General features: G+C 72.2%; 15 protein-coding genes. 8 read left to right on the top strand and 7 right to left on the bottom strand.

What is annotated here, in order from left to right:
• Positions 1-128: 128 nt before the first annotated feature.
• The 5 genes from AC07DC_RS16710 to AC07DC_RS16730 form a co-directional block, all read right to left on the bottom strand.
• Complete coding sequence (locus AC07DC_RS16710; protein WP_138353944.1) at positions 129-368, bottom strand: DUF397 domain-containing protein; 240 nt, start codon at positions 366-368, stop codon at positions 129-131.
• Positions 369-466: 98 nt separating this feature from the next.
• Positions 467-1,633: a thiolase domain-containing protein gene (locus AC07DC_RS16715; RefSeq protein ID WP_478915152.1), complete on the bottom strand. Its 1,167-nt coding sequence runs from the start codon at positions 1,631-1,633 to the stop codon at positions 467-469.
• On the bottom strand, positions 1,630-2,676 hold the full coding sequence (locus tag AC07DC_RS16720) for a thiolase domain-containing protein (protein ID WP_478915153.1): 1,047 nt from the start codon (positions 2,674-2,676) through the stop codon (positions 1,630-1,632). Before AC07DC_RS16720 ends, AC07DC_RS16715 begins: the two co-directional genes overlap by 4 nt.
• Positions 2,677-3,642 (bottom strand): Zn-ribbon domain-containing OB-fold protein, encoded by a 966-nt coding sequence (locus AC07DC_RS16725; protein ID WP_478915154.1) that lies wholly within the window; start codon positions 3,640-3,642, stop codon positions 2,677-2,679.
• 73 nt (positions 3,643-3,715) lie between these two features.
• Entirely contained in the window at positions 3,716-4,522 is an 807-nt protein-coding gene (locus tag AC07DC_RS16730) for a crotonase/enoyl-CoA hydratase family protein (RefSeq protein WP_478915155.1), read from the bottom strand.
• A gap of 181 nt (positions 4,523-4,703) precedes the next feature.
• Between AC07DC_RS16730 and AC07DC_RS16735 the strand changes: the two genes are divergently transcribed.
• The 6 genes from AC07DC_RS16735 (at position 4,704) to AC07DC_RS16760 (ending at position 9,391) form a co-directional block, all read left to right on the top strand.
• Positions 4,704-6,338, top strand: a complete 1,635-nt coding sequence (locus AC07DC_RS16735) for an acyl-CoA synthetase (protein WP_478915156.1) — start codon at positions 4,704-4,706, stop codon at positions 6,336-6,338.
• 81 nt (positions 6,339-6,419) lie between these two features.
• Positions 6,420-6,764: an antibiotic biosynthesis monooxygenase family protein gene (locus AC07DC_RS16740; RefSeq protein WP_478915157.1), complete on the top strand. Its 345-nt coding sequence runs from the start codon at positions 6,420-6,422 to the stop codon at positions 6,762-6,764.
• 82 nt (positions 6,765-6,846) lie between these two features.
• Positions 6,847-7,419: a TetR/AcrR family transcriptional regulator gene (locus tag AC07DC_RS16745; RefSeq protein ID WP_478915158.1), complete on the top strand. Its 573-nt coding sequence runs from the start codon at positions 6,847-6,849 to the stop codon at positions 7,417-7,419.
• 63 nt (positions 7,420-7,482) lie between these two features.
• A complete protein-coding gene (locus AC07DC_RS16750) occupies positions 7,483-8,067 on the top strand; it encodes a DUF4865 family protein (RefSeq protein ID WP_478915159.1) in 585 nt (194 codons plus the stop codon).
• Complete coding sequence (locus AC07DC_RS16755) at positions 8,064-8,453, top strand: carboxymuconolactone decarboxylase family protein (protein WP_478915160.1); 390 nt, start codon at positions 8,064-8,066, stop codon at positions 8,451-8,453. Before AC07DC_RS16750 ends, AC07DC_RS16755 begins: the two co-directional genes overlap by 4 nt.
• Positions 8,450-9,391, top strand: coding sequence for a phosphotriesterase family protein (locus tag AC07DC_RS16760; RefSeq protein ID WP_478915161.1), 942 nt, complete (start codon positions 8,450-8,452; stop codon positions 9,389-9,391). The genes AC07DC_RS16755 and AC07DC_RS16760 overlap by 4 nt, the downstream gene beginning before the upstream one ends.
• Here AC07DC_RS16760 and AC07DC_RS16765 read toward each other — a convergent pair.
• Complete coding sequence (locus tag AC07DC_RS16765; protein WP_478915162.1) at positions 9,368-10,204, bottom strand: endonuclease/exonuclease/phosphatase family protein; 837 nt, start codon at positions 10,202-10,204, stop codon at positions 9,368-9,370. The genes AC07DC_RS16760 and AC07DC_RS16765 overlap by 24 nt on opposite strands.
• A 77-nt stretch (positions 10,205-10,281) precedes the next feature.
• Here AC07DC_RS16765 and cpt point away from each other — a divergent pair, with 77 nt between their 5' ends.
• Both cpt and AC07DC_RS16775 read left to right on the top strand, forming a co-directional pair.
• A complete protein-coding gene (cpt, locus tag AC07DC_RS16770; protein ID WP_478915163.1) occupies positions 10,282-10,815 on the top strand; it encodes a chloramphenicol phosphotransferase CPT in 534 nt (177 codons plus the stop codon).
• A 92-nt stretch (positions 10,816-10,907) separates the two neighbouring features.
• Positions 10,908-12,869: a hypothetical protein gene (locus tag AC07DC_RS16775; protein WP_478915164.1), complete on the top strand. Its 1,962-nt coding sequence runs from the start codon at positions 10,908-10,910 to the stop codon at positions 12,867-12,869.
• 34 nt (positions 12,870-12,903) lie between these two features.
• On the opposite strand, the gene AC07DC_RS16780 is transcribed toward AC07DC_RS16775, so the two are convergent.
• On the bottom strand, positions 12,904-14,457 hold the full coding sequence (locus AC07DC_RS16780; protein WP_478915165.1) for an acyl-CoA synthetase: 1,554 nt from the start codon (positions 14,455-14,457) through the stop codon (positions 12,904-12,906).
• Positions 14,458-14,466 lie beyond the last annotated feature (9 nt).

Genomic DNA, 14,466 nt, shown 5'->3' on the forward strand with positions numbered 1-14,466 from the left:
CCCCCCCCCCCCCCCCCCCCCCCCCCCCCCCCCCCCCCCCCCCCCCCCCCCCCCCCCCCCCCCCCCCCCCCCCCCCCCCCCCCCCCCCCCCCCCCGCGGCCGGTGGCGGGCTTCCGCGGCGAAACGCCTCAGGTGAGGTCGAACTCGCCGTCACGCGCGCCGAGTACGAAGGCGCGCCATTCGGCCGGCGTGAAGATCAGCGACGGCCCGTCCGGGCTCCGCCCGTCCCGCATCGCGATGTAGCCCTCGATGAAGGCGATCTGGACGTCGCCCGTGCCCTGACTGCTGGACTGCCAATCCGCGCTCGCAAGATCCAGCTGCGGCTTCTTGCCGTTGGTCAACGGCTGTCCGATGGTGCTCTCGGCCACGTCCGCTCTCCTCCCACGTCGTCATCCGCGACCCAGCCTAGCCACCGGGCCCATTGCCCGACAGGCAATGGGCCAAGCTGCCCGGATACACCCCCCGATCAGGTGGTGGGCCGGTCCGCGCCGACGAGCCACATCGAGAAGAACTGGGCGCCGCCGCCGTACGCGTGGCCCAGTGCGCGGCGGGCCCCCTCCACCTGGTGTTCGCCGGCCTGGCCGCGCACCTGCAGGGCCGCCTCGGCGAACCGGATCATGCCGGAGGCGCCGATGGGATTGGTGGAGAGCACGCCGCCCGACGGGTTGACGGGCAGCTCGCCGTCGAGTTCGGTGACGCCCGCCTCGGTGAGCTTCCAGCCCTCCCCCTCGGCGGCGAAGCCGAGGTTCTCCAGCCACATCGGCTCGTACCAGGAGAACGGCACGTACATCTCGACGGCGTCGATCTCCCGGCGCGGATCGGTGATCCCGGCCTGCCGGTACACATCGGCGGCGCAGTCCTTGCCGGCCTGCGGGCTGACGTAGTCCTTGCCCGCGAACATCGTCGGCTCGCTGCGCATCGCGCCGCCGTGCAGCCAGGCGGGCGGTCGCGGCGTCCGGGCCGCGCCCTCGGTGTCGGTGAGCACCATCGCCACCGCGCCGTCGGAGGACGGGCAGGTCTCGGAGTAGCGGATCGGGTCCCACAGCATGGGGGCGGCCCGCACCTTATCCAGCGTGATGTCCTTCTCGTGCAGGTGGGCGTAGGGGTTCTTCAGGGCGTTGCGGCGGTCCTTGTAGGCGACGAGGGAGCCGATGTGGTCGGGCGCCCCGGTGCGGCGCATGTAGGCGCGCACATGCGGGGCGAAGAAGCCGCCGGCGCCGGCGAGCAGCGGCTGTTGGAACGGGATCGGCAGCGAGAGCCCCCACATGGCGTTGGACTCGGACTGCTTCTCGAACGCGACGGTCAGTACGGTGCGGTGGACGCGGGCCGCGACCAGGTTCGAGGCGACCAGCGCGGTCGAGCCGCCGACCGATCCCGCGGTGTGCACCCGCAGCATCGGTTTGCCGACCGCGCCGAGTGCGTCCGCGAGGTACAGCTCCGGCATCATCACGCCCTCGAAGAAGTCCGGGGCCTTGCCGATGACGACCGCGTCGATGTCGGCGAAGGTGAGTTCGGCGTCGGCGAGCGCCCGCAGGGCCGCCTCGCGCAGCAGCCCCGCGATCGACACGTCGTGCCGGGCCGCGACGTGCTTGGTCTGGCCGATGCCGACGACGGCCACGGGTGCCTTGCTCATTTCACATCCCCTTCCAGGACGGCGACCAGGTTCTGCTGCAGGCAGGGACCGGAGGTCGCGTGGGCCACGGCGCGGTCGGACTCGCCGCGGTGGATCCGGGCGGCCGCCTCGCCCAGCCGGATCAGGCCGGCGGCCATGATGGGGTTGGCGGCGAGCGGACCGCCGGACGGGTTGACGTTCACCTCGTCGCCCAGCCGCAGCGCCCTGCGCAGCACGACCTCCTGGGAGGTGAACGGCGCGTGCAGTTCCGCGGTGTCGACCGGCGCGTCGAAGAGCCCGGCCCGTTCGGCCGCGAGCCGGGTGGACGGCGAGTCGGTGAGGTCGCGGACGCCGAGGCTGTGGGCCTCGATCCGGTGGTCGAGGCCGCGGATCCACGCGGGCCGGCCGCAGAGCCGGCGGGCGGTGTCCCCGGCGGCCAGCACGATCGCGGCGGCGCCGTCGCCGACCGGCGGGCAGTCCTGGCGGCGCAGCGGCTCGACGACGTACTGCTCGCCGTCGCGGACCGAGGTGAGCTGCGCGTACGGGTTGTCCAGCGCGGAGGCGCGGCTGCGGGCGGCGACACCGGCGAGTTCGGGTTCGCTGGTGTGCCCCGCGTCGATGAGGGCCCGCGCCTGAAGCGCGGCGAGCGCGACCGGGTCGGGCCAGAGCGGCGCGACGTAGTACGGGTCGAGCTGGCGGGTCAGCACCTCGCGGACGTCGCCGGGCGAGGACTTGCCGTAGGAGTACACCAGCGCGGTGTCGGCCTCACCGGTGAGGATCTTCACCCAGGCCTCGTAGAGCGCCCAGGCGCCGTCCATCTCGACATGCGATTCGGAGATCGGCGGCCAGGCGCCGACCCCGTCCAGGGCCATCGTGAAGGAGAAGGCCCGGCCGGCGAGGTAGTCCGACGACCCGGAGCAGGTGAAGCCGATGTCGCTGGCCTTGAGATCGACCTGGCCGAGCGCCTCGTGGAGCACGGGCATGAGCAGTTCGACCTCGGAGACCTCGGCCGTGCTGCGGGCGTGCCGGCTCTGGGCGAACGCCACGATCGCGACGTCCCGCATCTAGACCATCTCCTTGTACGTGTCGTAGTCGGCGTCGGGCTCTCCGGTCGGCCGGTAGTGATCGGGGAAGCCGCCCTCGTCGCTCCACACGGGTTCGACGCGCATGCCCATCCGCACCTGGTCGTAGGGGAGGCCGCCGATCCGCCCGTGCAGGGCGAGGTCCGCGCCGTCGAGGGCGATGTGCGCGTAGACGTACGGCACGTCGATGTCGAGGCCGCGGGCCTTGATGTTGACGATGCAGAAGGTGGTGATGGTGCCGCCTGGGCCCACTTCCACCTGTTCCTCGGTGGCGACACCGCAGGTGGGGCAGGCGCCCCGGGGCGGGATGTAGACCTTGCGGCAGGACGGGCAGCGTTCGCCGATCATCTTGCGGTCGGCGAGCGCGGCGAGGTAGCGGGTCTGGGCCCGGCCGGGGCTGTAGACGTAGTCGAGGCGGGCGGGGGCGACGATGCCGGTCACCGGGTCGGCGAACTCGCCGGTGTGCGCGGTGGCCGCACCCTCTGCCGACCCGGGCCCGTGGTCCGGTTCGAAGCAGGCGATGTCGGTGATCGCGCCGACCCGCTCGGCGGCCCAGCGGATCCGTACCCGCATACCGGTGCTGACGGCGTCGGGGCCGGTCACGTCCAGTGCGTGCAGCATCGCGGTGTCGGCCCCGTCGAGGCGGACCAGGACCCAGGCGAAGGGGGTGGCAAGCGGCTGGTTGCGCCCGGGGTCGGGGTTCCAGGCCCAGGTGGTGACGGTGCCGGCGGCGCCGACCTCGACGAGTTCCCGCAGCTCCGCCGAGGTGACGGGGTCGTATTCGACGGGCGGTACGAGCACCCGGTCGTTGCCGGTGCGCACGCCCAGCACGGTCCGCTCGCGCAGCCCGGTGAGGAACGCGCTCTGGACGGGGCCGAGCGAGCGGGTGAACGGGAACTCGACGACCAGTGGTGCGCTGAGCACCTCCGGTGCGGGGGCGGAAGTCATGGGCGGGTCTCCATTCGTTGCGCGGTGCGCGACCTGCGGCCGCGCCGGACGGGCCGCGTGCAGGGCGCGGCGGTCACTGGCGCCGATAGACGGGCGGACGCTTCTCGGCGAAGGCCCGGGGACCTTCCTTCGCGTCGGCGGTGGCGAAGATCGGCCAGCCCCGCTCCAGTTCGTGCTTGAGCCCCTCCGTCTCGGTCATCTCGGCGGTGTCGTAGACGGACGCCTTCACCGCCTCGACGGCGAGCGGCCCGTTGGCGTTGATCTGTTCCGCGATCTCCAGGGCCCGCTTCAGCGCCGTGCCGTCGGGCACGACATGGCCGATCAGTCCGATCTCCTTCGCCTCCGCGGCGGAGTAGGGACGGCCGGTGAGCAGCATCTCCAGGGCGTGGGTGCGGGGGATCTGACGGGGCAGCCGCACGGTGGATCCGCCGATCGGGAAGAGCGCGCGCCGGACCTCGAAGAGCCCGAGGGTGGCGCTCTCCCCGGCGACGCGGATGTCGGTGCCCTGCAGGATCTCGGTGCCGCCGGCCACGCAGTACCCCTCCACGGCGGCGATCACGGGTTTGCGCGGCCGGTGGTGCCGGAGCATCGCCTTCCAGTGCAGGTCGGGGTCGGCCTTCATCCGGTCGCGGTACTGCTGTCCGGCCATCGCTCCGTCGTCGGAGGCGAGCGCCTTGAGGTCCATGCCGGCGCAGAAGGTGCCGCCGGCCCCGGTGACGACGATGGAGCGGATCGCGTCGTCGGCGTCGGCCGCCAGCCAGCCGTCGTACAGGCCGACCAGCATCGGCAGCGAGAGGGCGTTCTTGGCCTCCGGCCGGTTCAGGGTCAGTACGAGCGTCGCGCCGACGCGTTCCACCGTGAGATGTTCCGTACCGCCCATGGCCGGCCTCCAAGGTCGCAATCTTCCGTCGCGGACCTAGAACAGGTTGCAGTAGGCGCAGGTCGAGTTCAATAGTTTTCTGACTACCAGTCAGATTTCCCGCCCGGGAACCCTTCCCACCTCGCTCCAGGAGGGTTCTAATGACCGCCGAGACCTTCGCAGCATCGAGGCTGGAGGAGCCGTGGAGTACAACCTTGCCGACCTCTTCGAGTCGGTCGTGGACGTGGTCCCGGACCGGGAGGCACTCGTCTACATCGACCACCCCGGCACGGGCGCCGAGCGCCGGCTGACGTACGCCCGGCTCGACACGGCCGCGAACCGGATCGCCCACCACCTGATCGACAGCGGGATCGCCCCCGGCGACCATGTCGGACTGCATCTCTACAACGGCATCGAGTACCTGCAGACGGCGCTGGCCTGCATCAAGGCGCGCGCCGTGCCGGTGAACGTCAACTACCGGTACGTGGAGGAGGAGCTGGTCTACCTCTACCGGGACGCGGATCTGGCGGCGCTGGTGTTCGACGCCGAGTTCACCGGGAGAGTGGCCGCGGCGCTGCCGCACACCGAGAAGCTGCGGCACCTCGTCCGGGTGGGCACACCGGCGGCGGACGCCCCGGAACCGGCCATCGCCCCGGTGTCCTTCGCCGACGCCGAGGCGGCCGGGTCGCCGGACCGCGGCTTCCCGCCGCGCTCCGCGGACGACCAGTTCATCATCTACACCGGCGGCACCACCGGTATGCCCAAGGGCGTCATGTGGCGCCAGGAGGACCTCTTCTTCTCCGGCATGGGCGGCGGCGCCCCCACCGGCGAGCCGGTCAAGCGGCCCGAGGAGCTGGCGGAGCGGGTCGCCGCGGGCGGCGAGGGGCTGGTCTTCTTCCCGACGCCGCCGCTGATGCACGGCACGTCCACCCTCACCGCGTTCATCGGCTTCAACTTCGGCCAGAAGGTCGTCATCCACCGCAAGTACGTGCCGGACGAGGTGCTGCGCACCATCGAGAAGGAGAAGGTCAGCAGCGTCTCGCTGGTCGGCGACGCGATGCTGCGGCCGCTGGCGGACGCACTGGCCGGGCCGCTGGCCGGCACCGACTGCTCCTCGCTGTTCACCATCTCCAGCTCGGGCGCGATCATGTCGGAGACCGTCCGCGCCCAGTTCCAGGCGCTGGTCCCGACCGTCATGATCCTCAACAACTTCGGCTCCTCGGAGTCCGGCTTCAACGGCACGGCCACCGACGACTCCGGGCCGGCCAACGGTTTCCGGCTGCGGGTCAACTCCCATATCGCGGTGGTCGACCTGGCCACGCTGGAGCCGGTCGCGGTCGGCGAACCGGGACGTATCGCGCTGCGCGGCCACGTACCGCTCGGCTACTACAACGACCCGAAGAAGACCGCGGAGACGTTCTTCCAGCGGGACGGCGAGCGGTGGGTGCTGCTCGGGGACATGGCGACGGTCGACGAGGACGGCGTCGTCACCGTCCTCGGGCGCGGCTCGCAGTGCATCAACACCGGCGGCGAGAAGGTCTATCCGGAGGAAGTCGAGGAGGCCCTGAAGGCGCATCCCGACGTCTATGACGCGCTGGTCGCCGGAGTGCCAGACGAGAAGTGGGGCAATCACGTCGCCGCCGTCGTCCAGCCGCGCGACGGAGCGGACCCGCTGACCCTCGACGACATCCAGGCGCACTGCAGGACCCGGCTGGCCGGCTACAAGATCCCGCGCAGCCTCGTCGTCATGGACCGCATCCAGCGCTCCCCCAGCGGCAAGGCCGACTACCGCTGGGCCCGTTCGGTGGCCACCGGCGCGGCGGAGGCCAAGCAGTAGTCCGGAACGGTCACCCGGCCCGTTGTCAGTGGCGGCACCTACGATCGGCGGTCAGGATCCCCCGCCGATCGGAGTGCGCGCATGTCCGCCGAGTCCACCTCCTTCCAACGTCCCGCACCGCCGTACTACGCCGTCATCATCACGACGCTGCCGAGCGGTGAGGACCCGGAGGGGTATGCGGACGCGAACCGCCGCATGGGAGTGCTCTCCGCCAAGTGGCCCGGCTATCTGGGCCGCGAGTCGGAGAGCGGTCCCGATGGCCGCGATCTGCTGGTGGTCTATTACGCGGACGCGCAGTCCATAGCGGCCTGGAAGCAGGATCCGGAGCACCTGGAGGTGCAACGGATGGGCCGGGAGCGGTGGTACGCCTCCTACAGCGTCGAAGTGGCCCGCGTGGAGCGCGCCTACGGCTTCCGGCGCGACTGAAACGACCCTCCCCTGAGGCGGCGCGCGCCGGTACGCCGCTTCGGCGATGGATTCTGTACCTACTAGTATGTACACTCAGCTCATGGAGACCGCGGAACGGTTGATCGAGAGCACTCAGGAACTTCTCTGGGAACGCGGCTACACCGGCACCAGCCCCAGGGCGATCCAGCAGCACGCGGGCGCCGGCCAGGGCAGCATGTACCACCACTTCTCCGGCAAGCCCGAGCTCGCGCTCACCGCGATGCGGCGCAGCGCGGAGCAGTTGATGACCCAGGCCGACGCCCAGATGTCCGGTGGCACCGCCCTGGAGCGGGTCTCGGCCTATCTGCTGCGCGAGCGCGACGCGCTGCGCGGCTGCCGGGTCGGCCGGATGGCCATGGATCCGGACGTGATCGACAGCCCGGAGCTGCGCCGCCCGGTCCAGGAGACCTTCGCCTGGCTGCGCGGCCGGCTCGCCGAGATCATCGCCGAGGGGCTGGCGGCGGGCGAGTTCGACGCCACCCTCGATCCACGGGACACCGCCGCCACGATCACCGCCGTCGTCCAGGGCGGCTATGTGCTCGCCCGCGCCGAGGGGTCGCAGGAGCCGTTCCACCAGGCGGTGCGCGGTGCGGTCGCACTGCTCGCCGCCCGCTCGACCACCGCCGAGCCGTAACCGCCGACGAGCGGTAACGCCACTGAGCCGTGAACGCCGCCAAGCCGTAGGGAGTTCAGCCCGATGCACGCCATGCAGTACCGGATCACGCTGCCCGCCGACTACGACATGAAGATCATTCGCCATCGGGTCGAGTCCCGGGGCCATCTGCTCGACGACTTCCCCGGTCTCGGACTCAAGGCGTTCCTCATCCGCGAGCGGGGTACCGACAGCTCGCCCGTCAACCAGTACGCGCCGTTCTATCTGTGGAACACCCCGCGGGGCATGAACAGCTTCCTCTGGGGGCCGGGATTCCAGGGAATCATCGACGACTTCGGCCGCCCCGAAGTCGAGCACTGGACGGGGCTGGCCTTCGAGCACGGACCCGCGGCGGGCCGGGTCCCCCGCGCGGCCACCCGCCGCGCCCAGCCGATCCCTCCCGGCGAGGATCCGGCCGCCGTCATCGACCGCGCCGCCGGCGCCGTCCGCGAGTACGCCGCCACGCCCGGCGTGCACTCGGCGGCGCTCGCCGTCGATCCCCGGCACTGGGAGCTGCTGCACTTCACGCTCTGGGAGCACACCGCTCCCGCGGCGGCCGGCGACCGCCACGAGGTGTTGCACCTGTCGGCGCCGGAACTGGACACCATCGAGACGGGACGGCAGTGGTGAAGCAGGCGAACATCGACCGCGAGGCCGGCTACCAGCTGCTCGGCGAACTGGCGGGCCCGGAGACCATCGAGGCCACCCTCTCCCGCTTGGACGCGGTCGCCCCCGGATTCCCGGACTGGATCGTGACGGCCCTGTTCGGCGGCACCTACCAGCGCGAGGGGCTGGCGCTGCGCGACCGGCAGATCGCCAACCTCGCCGCGCTCGCGGCGCTGGGCGGTGTGGAACCGCAGTTGGACGACCATGTGCGCAACAGCCTGCGGATCGGGATCGAGCCGCGGGAGATCGTCGAGGTGATGGTCCATCTCGCGCCGTACATCGGCGTGCCGAAGGCGCTGGCGGGGCTGCGTGTCGTGACGGCCGCGCTCGGTGAGGACAAGAGCGCGTGAGGGCGATCCGTACGGTCCTCGGCGACATCCCGCCCGGTCAGCTGGGCGTCACCGACGCGCACGACCATCTCTTCTTCCGCGTTCCGGCCCTCGCGGGACAGGAGCTGGACTCCCCCGGCGCCGCGGAGGCCGAGCTGCGGACGTTCCACGAGCTGGGCGGCCGGAGCGTGGCGCAGTGGACCCCCTTCGGCCTGGGGCGGCGCGCCGCCGACCTCCCCGCGGTCTCCCGGGCCTCGTCGGTCCATGTGGTGGCCGCGACCGGACTGCACCAGGCCGCGCACTACGCGCCGAAGGCGCTGGACCGGCTGAGGGGCCGGACGGCCGAGTTCTTCGTGTCGGAGCTGACGCAGGGGCTGCGGCCGGGCGACGACCCCGACGCCCCGCCCGGTACCGCCCGCGCGGGCATGATCAAGGTCGCGGGCGGCTTCCACGGCCTCGACGCGCATGCCCGGCATGTCATGACGGCCGCGGCACAGGCCCATCACGCGACCGGCGCGCCGATCGGTGTCCACCACGAGCTGGGGACGGCGGCGACCGAGGTCCTCGAACTGCTCTGCGGGAAGCTGGAGGTGCCCCCGTCGAGCGTGATCCTCGGGCACCTCAACCGCTCGCCGGACCTGCGCGCGCACCGCGAACTCGCCGCGTCCGGTGCCTTCCTCGCCTTCGACGGGCCCTCGCGGGCCAACCACGCCACGGACTGGCGGCTGCTGGACTGCCTGCTCGCACTCGCGGAGGCCGGCCACACCGATCAGATCCTGCTCGGCGGTGACACCACGACGGCCGACGCGCGCGCCGCGACCGGCGGCGGGCCCGGTATGCCGTACCTGCTGCACACCCTGCGACCGCGGATCGAACGTGAACTGGGCGCGCAGGCGGCCGAGTCGGTCTTCGTGACCAATCCGGCGCGGGCGCTGTCAGCCGACTGGCGCGACGGGTAGGACGGGCCCGGTCGCCAGCTCGGCGACGACGGCGGCGTGGTCGGAGGGCCACACCCCGTCGACGGGAGCGTCGGCGGCGCGGCGGGCGCTGCGGACCCAGCCGCGGTCACCGGGGCCCGGCAGCCCGACGAGGAGGTAGTCGATACAGCTCGGCCGCTCGCCGAAGTTGACCGAATCCTGGTGGGCGATGTCCCAGGTGCCCTGCGGTTTCGACGGGTCGGCGAAGCGCCACGCGTCCAGCAGTACCAGCCCGGGTGCCGCGGGCGCCGTCTTGTAGCCGCCGATCAGCCGCATCTCGTCGAAGTCCGGCTCGGCGTTGAAGTCGCCGGACACCACCGGCGGGAAGCTCCCGGTCGCCCGCTCGTTCACGAAGGCCGCCACCTCCCGCACCTGCGCGCAGCGCACGGCGGACTCCGCCGGGCCGGAGTTGAGGTGGGTGGTGAAGAACGGCAGCGGGCCGCCCGGGGCGTCGATCAGGGCGTGCAGGACGGTCTTGCCGTCGTCGGGGAATCCGGCCGACGGCAGCCGGCGCTCCGCCGTCTCCAGGATCGGGTACCGGCTCAGGACGGCGATTCCCACGTCGACCGAGGTGTCACCGCCGTTGCGCCCGTGCCAGCGGTCCTGGACCGGTGAGCGGGACCAGACCCATTCCATGCCGAGCTCCTTGGCGAGCCACCCGGCGAGGTTCTCGGTCCCGCTCCCCCACACCTCCTGCAGCCCCAGGACGTCGGGCCGTTCCTCCCGCAGCACGTGCGCGATCGCGTCCCTGCGCGCCTCCCAGGGCCCGAACCGCCACCACAGATTCCACGTCATGACGCGGATCGTCCGGCCGTCCCGGGCGCTCGCAGTATCCACTGGCCGCTTCCTCTCCCGACGCCTACGGTGGCGGCATGCCCACCCAGGTGATCATTCTCAACGGCGGATCGAGCGCGGGGAAGAGCGGGATCGCCCGCTGTCTGCAAACCGTCCTTCCGCAACCGTGGCTGACCTTCGGCGTCGACACCCTGATCGCGGCGATGCCCGCCGCGATGCAGGCCTCGGATTCCGGTATCGCCTTCGGCCCGGACGGCGAGGTGACGACCGGGGCCGCGTTCCACCTGCTCGACGTGGCCTGGGCGCAGGGCATCGCGGCCATGGCGCGCGCCGGTGCCCGGATCGTCGTCGACGACGTGTTCCTCGGCGGCGCCGCCTCGCAGGACAGGTGGCGCACCGCGCTGACGGGTCTGGACGTGCTGTGGGTCGGGGTGCGGTGCGAGGCCGGGGTCGCCGAGGAGCGGGAGGCCGCCCGCGGTGACCGGGTCGCGGGCATGGCACGGTCCCAGGCCCTGATCGTGCACGAGGGAGTCGTCTACGACCTCGAAGTGGACACCACCCGCACCGAGTCGCTGGTGTGCGCCCGCGCCATCGCCGCGCGGATCGGCTGACCGCCAAGGTCGCGCTGCGCTGTCTTCGGACGTCGTCCTTCCGGGCATCTGAAAGGATATTGGACCACCGCTGTCTCGGGAGAAGGCCACTTATGCAGCCGTCGCACGCGTCGTCGCCCCGGTCCGCCGGGCCGGTCGCCGGGCCCGGAGCCGGAGCCGTCCTGGAGAGCAATCGGCTGCGGGCGGACCCGGCGCCCTGGTGGATGCCGCCGTCCACGGCCGTGGTCGCGGGGGTCATCGCCTACCTGCTGGCGGACGACCGGCTGCTGCGGCTGGCGGTGCCGCTCGCCGTGGCGGCCCTCGCGTGGGGCGCCTCCGACGGGTGGCGGCGGCTGCGGCCGCTGACGTTCTGGCGGCTGAGCGCGAGCGGGCTGCAGCAGTTGCGGGGCGGACGGGTGACGGTGACCCATGAGTTCTCCCGCGAGCGGCCGCTGACGGTCCTGGTGCCGGGCCTCGACGTGCTGGCACCGACCGACTACGGGGCGACGAAGGTCGGCAAGCTGTGTTCGAGGGGCGTGGAGGAGATGGGACTGGCGCTCTTCCCGTTCCATCTGACGGCCCGGCGGCTCGGCGCCCCGGTTCGGATCATGGACCGGCAGGGCGCGGCGCCGGGCGCCGCGGCGCACTGGGAGACGGTCTTCGCCCGTCGGGAGGCGGCGCTGCTGTCCGTGGCGGCGGAGGGACCGCTGCCGGCGCCCGAGGAGGGGCCGGTGGAGCTGTCGAGGGCCGAACCGGGGCTGCGCGGCCGCCAGTACGGGCGCCGGATCGCGGCGCTGGCGTGCGCGCTGACCGCGCTGCTGGTCGCGGCGGTCACCGACGGCTCGACGGCGGTCCCCGGACGCGTCGCGCTGCTCAACGCCCTCGGTGTAGCGCTGCTGGTGCTGGCCGCTGGATCCGTCGTCCGGCTGAGCGGAAACCGGCCAGCGCGCTGGACCGTCACCCCCGAGCGGATCACCGCCTTCGATCCGGTCTTCGGCACCACCGACCTGGCCGCCGAGCGCATCGCCGGGCTGATCGCGCAGCCGCTGGCCGCCACCGGGACCGGAGGCGGTGGCGAGCCGGCGGCGCTGCTGCAGATCTACGGCCACGACCTGGCGCTGCTGGGCACGGCGCACACCGGCCGGATACCGGCGGAGGAGCTCTTCGCGGTGCTGCGGTCGCGCGGCCACCGGGTGATCGAGGACGGTCCGCGCAGCCGCGCCTACGACCTGCGGCCGGGTTTCCTGCCCCATCAGATCGCCCCGGACGCCGCATTGGCCGTCACCTCGGAGTATCTGCGCTGGGAGGGCGCCGGCACGGAGATCCGCGTCCGGCGCGCGGACATCGGCGCGATGGAGATCAACACCCGGCACGGCCACCCATGGTTGCGGCTGCGCGGCGAGGACGGGACCGAGCAGCTGAACGCGCCGCTCAGCGCACTGCGCATCTCCCGCACCGAACTGCGGGAACGGGCGCGGGCGTTCGGCTATCCGATCAGGGACCCGGAACACGACGCCTACCAGTCGGCGGCCTACGCGGGCCTGGCGGCGGGCGTCGTCCAGGACCGGCCGGCCGCTTCCGGCGTGACGTCCGGCGAGCCCGTCGTGCTGGACATGCCCTGGACCACCCGCAAGTGGTACTACATCGCGGGCGCCGTGCTCATGATCGTGGTGGTGGGCGTCGCCGGCTTCAAGATGCGCCATCTCAGCGGTGACATGAGCTGGCTCGCCTGGGGTCTGCCGGCGGCCGCGGCCGCCGGCGCGCTGCTCGGCGGCCTGTACGACCTGCGCCGCCCGGGACTGGCCCTCGGCCCGGACGGCATCCGCCTCGCCTCGCGCGGCGGTTCGGGCCGTACCCGGTGGGAGCACCCCCGCATGGCGATCGGCGGCATCGGCGTCGACACCCACGAGGACGGCCAGGAGGCGCTCTTCGTCTGGTCGCCGACCGGCCAGGTCATCCGCAAGGAGAGCTTCGACCTGCCGGACACCGATCAGTTGCGCCGGGCCTGCGAGAGCGCGGGCCTGCCGTACGGCCGCCCGGATCCGGGCCGCTGGGGCCCGCCGCCGGAGATGTGATGTTCCCCGGCGGGCGGACCGTCACGGCGCGCTGTCACAGCGCGCGGTCGCGGCCCTCCCAGTACGGGTCGCGCAGCCGCCGCTTGTAGAGCTTGCCGTTGGGGTCGCGGGGCATCTCGGTGATGAAGTCGACGGTCCTGGGCCGCTTGTAGCCGGCGAGCCGCTTCTCGCAGTGGGCCAGGATGTGGTCGGCGAGTTCGGGCCCCGCCCGGTGGCCGGGGGCGGGTTCGATGACGGCCTTGACCTCCTCGCCCCAGCTCTCGTGCGGGATGCCGAAGGCCGCGGCGTCCGCGACGGCGGGGTGGGTGAGGAGCGCGGCCTCGATCTCGGCGGGGTAGATGTTGACCCCGCCGGAGATGATCATGTCGATCTTGCGGTCGCGCAGGTACAGATAGCCGTCCTCGTCGAGGTACCCGAGGTCGCCGACGGTGAAGAAGTCGCCGATACGGTTCTTCTTCGTCTTGCCCTCGTCCTTGTGGTAACTGAAGCCGCCGGTCTTCATGTTGATGTAGACGGTGCCGACCTCGCCCGCCGGCAGCGGGTTGCCGTCGTCGTCGTAGATGGCGATCTCGCTGATCGGCCACGCCTTGCCGACCGTGCCGGGCCGCTTGAGCCAGTCGGCGGCGGGTGCGAAGGTGCCGCCGCCCTCGCTGGCGGCGTAGTACTCCTCGACGCAGGGGCCCCACCAGTCGAGCATGGCGCGCTTGACGTGCTCGGGGCAGGGCGCGGCGCCGTGGATGGCGTGCCGCATGGAGGAGACGTCATGGCGCTCCTTGACCTGCTCCGGGAGTGCCAGGAGGCGGTGGAACTGGGTGGGCACCATGTGCGTGTGGGTGCAGCGGTAGCGGTCGATGACGCGGAGCATCTCCTCGGGCGACCACTTGTCCATGAGGACGACGGGGTGCCCGATGTGCAGTGCCGCGCCCGCGAATTGGAGGACCGCGGTGTGGTACAGCGGCGAGCAGACGAGATGGACGTTGTCGTCGAACGGCTTGATGCCGAAGATGCCGAGGAACCCGCCGAGGTACGTCTCCTCGGGGAGCTTTCCGGACAGCGGGCGGCGGATGCCGCGGGGGCGTCCGGTGGTGCCCGAGGTGTAGTTCATGACCCAGCCGCTGGTGCGGTCCGCGGGCGCGCCGACCGGCTGTCCGTTGGTCAGGTCGGCGTACGGCCGGAACCCCGGCACCTCGCCGACCGAGAACCGCCGGTCCACCGGGAACTCCGCCTCGTCGGCGGCGGCCAGCGCGTCGGCCGCGAACCGCTCGTGGGCGATGAGGACCTTGGCGCCGGAGTCGGAGAGGATCCAGGCGATCTCCGGTGCCACGAAGTGGTGGTTGACCGGCACCAGGTAGAACCCGGCCTGGAACGCGGCGAGGTAGGCGGTGAAGAACTCGACGCTGTTGGGCAGCACGACCGCGAACGCGTCACCGGGTTCGAGTCCGGCCGCGCGCAGTCCGTGGACGAGCTGGTTGCAGGCGGCGCTGAGCCGTCCGGCGTTCCATTCGTCGCCGTCCGGGGCGACCAGCACCAGCCGGTCGGGGTCCTGGGCGGCCTGTGCCCAGAAGCCGTTGGGTGCGGTGGACGTCATGGGGGCCTC

The organism is Streptomyces sp. NPDC045021, assembly GCF_056432645.1.